Raw genomic sequence first — 2621 nt, 5'->3', positions numbered from 1 at the left:
GTCGATGAAAAAGTGAATGAAATGAAGCAACATAAAGAGAACATCGATCAAAAGGTTAATGAACTTAAGGAAGTAAAAAAACAAGTAGATGAAAAATTAGCTGAGTTAAAGAAAGCGAAACAAACTGCTGAGGACAAACTTGCTGAGTTAAAAGAAAACAAGCCGAATACTGGTAACACGTTAGAGGAACTTAAGAAAATTAAAGGCAATTTAGACAGTCTTTCCGCTAACTTAGAACTAGCTAAACAAGATGTGAAAAACAAACTAGCTGCATTACAAGAAGCTAGACAAGATTTAATCAATAAAATTAACGAAATTAAACAATCAAAACAAACTGTTTCAGACGATTTATCAAAGAAAAAACAAGACTTAGATATTAAAATCAACGACTTTAAACACACTGAGAAAAAAATTGATGACAAATTAGCTGAGATACATACAACGAAGCAAAATGTTGATAATAAGATTAATGAAGTATCACAGGCTAAACAAACTAATGGTACTAAAAACAATAACGCTAAAGAACTTCCTAACGCTGGTAGCGAGCAATCAAACAATATGGCTCTAGGAATGCTATCTGTATTAGGCGGTGTTTTATTACTTACTCGTAATAAAATTAAAACGTTATTCTCTAAATAAATCCATTAAAAAAAAGGAAACCCGCACATACATGTACGGGTTTCCTTTTTTTATATTAACTGTCCATCTCGAAGCATCAATATACGATCACATACATCAAGCATTCTTTCATCATGTGTAATCATAATTGCTGCTTTTTGGCTCTCTTTCACTTCACGTTTCATCATTTCTACAACTTCACGTGCACGTTTTGAGTCTAAGCTTGCCGTTGGCTCATCCGCTAATATTAAATCTGGGTTGTTCATGAACGCACGAGCGATTGCTACCCTTTGTTTTTCCCCGCCAGATAGTTGATTTGGATAATGATTCTTTCTTTCTCCTAATCCAAATGCCGCTAATAAATGATCTGCACGCTTTTCCGATTCTTGTTTACTTTCTTTTTTCAGCTTTGCAATGTAAAGCAATTGTTCTTTCACATTTAAATATGGAACAAGATTTGCAAACTGGAAAATGAAGCCGATTTTTTTCAAACGAATGTCTGTCATTTCCTTCTCTGATAACTGTGTAATATTTTGCTCACGAATGTAAATATCCCCTTTTGATGGTGATAATAATGCACCCGCGATTGATAATAACGTACTTTTCCCTGATCCAGAAGGACCGACGATTCCGATAAATTCTCCGGCTTTCACATCAAGCGATATCGGATGAAGGGCTGTTACTTCCGTATTCCCTTCTCCGTACACTTTACTTACTTTGTCTAATTTTAATAATGAAGTCATTACATCCCGCCTCCAATTGCCTCTAGCGCATCAACTTTTAATACTTGGTATAACGAAATAAGTGTTCCTAAAATACTAATTACGATAAAGATTGCTGCATATTGTGCAATCATCGGTGTTGTTAATAAGAACGGCATACCTGCTGGTAAAATTTGTTCTAACCCTTGTACAAGAACGATACTGATTACCATCGCAACGACTGATAAGAATAACGCCTGCACGACTAAGCTATTTGCTAAATACGAGTTCTTTGTACCGATTGCTTTTAATACACCTAATTGCTGTGTTTTTTGCAGTGTAATGACGTAGAAGAATACACCAATTAGTAATGCAGCGATAACAAGTAAGAATGCAATGATCATTGTTAATGTTCCTTGCTCTTCTTTAAACCCTGGAATACTTTGCAGCACTTCTTTTTTGTCAATTACGTGTGCATTTTTTACTTCTTTATCTGTATTAAGTGCGATTGCACTATAATCTTTTTGGTTTGGTTGTGAAATAGCGCCCCATACGTCTTCATTTACATAAACGACTGGTGTATGGCTAAACATTTGATCTTTCGTAAATCCGACGATTGTAAATTCTTTCTTTGAAACAGGATCGATAATTGTATCCCCAATATCGATTCCTTTTTCTTTAATTGATTCATCAGCAACCATTTCATTATTTGCTGTACCTAATTTCTCACCTTTTACAATGTTCGGTTCTAAAAATGAATCACGTTCACTTGAAAAAATAGCGATATCAACCTTTTTCGAACTATCTTTCTTTTCATACGTTGAAACTTTCACCCGAAATGGAACTGCCTCTTTCTCGTCCACTTGATTTACTACGTTATCTACATCGTCTTTCTTAATTTGTGAACGAAGTAATTTATTTTCCGCATCATCTGCTAAAACGAACTTATTTGCCTCCATATTTTGAATCGATGAAGCATTATCATATGATAATCCATTTGCTAATCCTGAAATAACAAGAACTAAAAATGATAATAAAACCATGATAAGTCCGATTAATCCGTATCTTAATTTTGATTGTTTCAATTCACGCAGAGCTAAAAACATTATGCTCGCTCCTTCCTCTTTCTTTCTATGCACTTATCATAAAAAAGAAATATGAACGGAATATGAACAGAAGATTACAAAGGGAAAATTAAATTACATCTGATACTTTTTGAGCGCGGAAAAGGTGCGGCTTTATAGCAGAAATGGGAGTACGTGAAATTTATATCAGCGATTTTTCAAATATATCAGCGCAAAT

General features: G+C 34.3%; 3 protein-coding genes. 1 reads left to right on the top strand and 2 read right to left on the bottom strand.

All coding sequences use genetic code 11. The features are described from left to right. Nucleotides 1-639 (top strand): LPXTG cell wall anchor domain-containing protein (locus MR160_RS33370; protein ID WP_242299189.1); only part of this gene is annotated, 639 nt, incomplete at its 5' end. Nucleotides 640-689: 50 nt separating this feature from the next. Here the strand turns inward: MR160_RS33370 and MR160_RS33365 are convergent. Together MR160_RS33365 and MR160_RS33360 are read right to left on the bottom strand one after the other, a co-directional pair. Continuing rightward, nucleotides 690-1361: an ABC transporter ATP-binding protein gene (locus MR160_RS33365; RefSeq protein ID WP_000202594.1), complete on the bottom strand. Its 672-nt coding sequence runs from the start codon at nucleotides 1359-1361 to the stop codon at nucleotides 690-692. After that, on the bottom strand, nucleotides 1361-2425 hold the full coding sequence (locus MR160_RS33360) for an ABC transporter permease (protein ID WP_000477741.1): 1065 nt from the start codon (nucleotides 2423-2425) through the stop codon (nucleotides 1361-1363). The genes MR160_RS33365 and MR160_RS33360 overlap by 1 nt, the downstream gene beginning before the upstream one ends. Between the last annotated feature and the right edge of the window lie 196 nt (nucleotides 2426-2621).

This window comes from Bacillus cereus group sp. BfR-BA-01382 (assembly GCF_022663475.1).
GTDB classification, from domain to species: domain Bacteria; phylum Bacillota; class Bacilli; order Bacillales; family Bacillaceae_G; genus Bacillus_A; species Bacillus_A thuringiensis_S.
This window is presented reverse-complemented; position numbering and strand designations above follow the sequence as displayed.

What these genes read in the sequence shown, in the direction of transcription:
- MR160_RS33365 (WP_000202594.1), bottom strand. Translation starts at nt 1,361, where the DNA reads ATGACTTCATTATTAAAATTAGACAAAGTAAGTAAAGTGTACGGAGAA.
- MR160_RS33360 (WP_000477741.1), bottom strand. Translation starts at nt 2,425, where the DNA reads ATGTTTTTAGCTCTGCGTGAATTGAAACAATCAAAATTAAGATACGGA.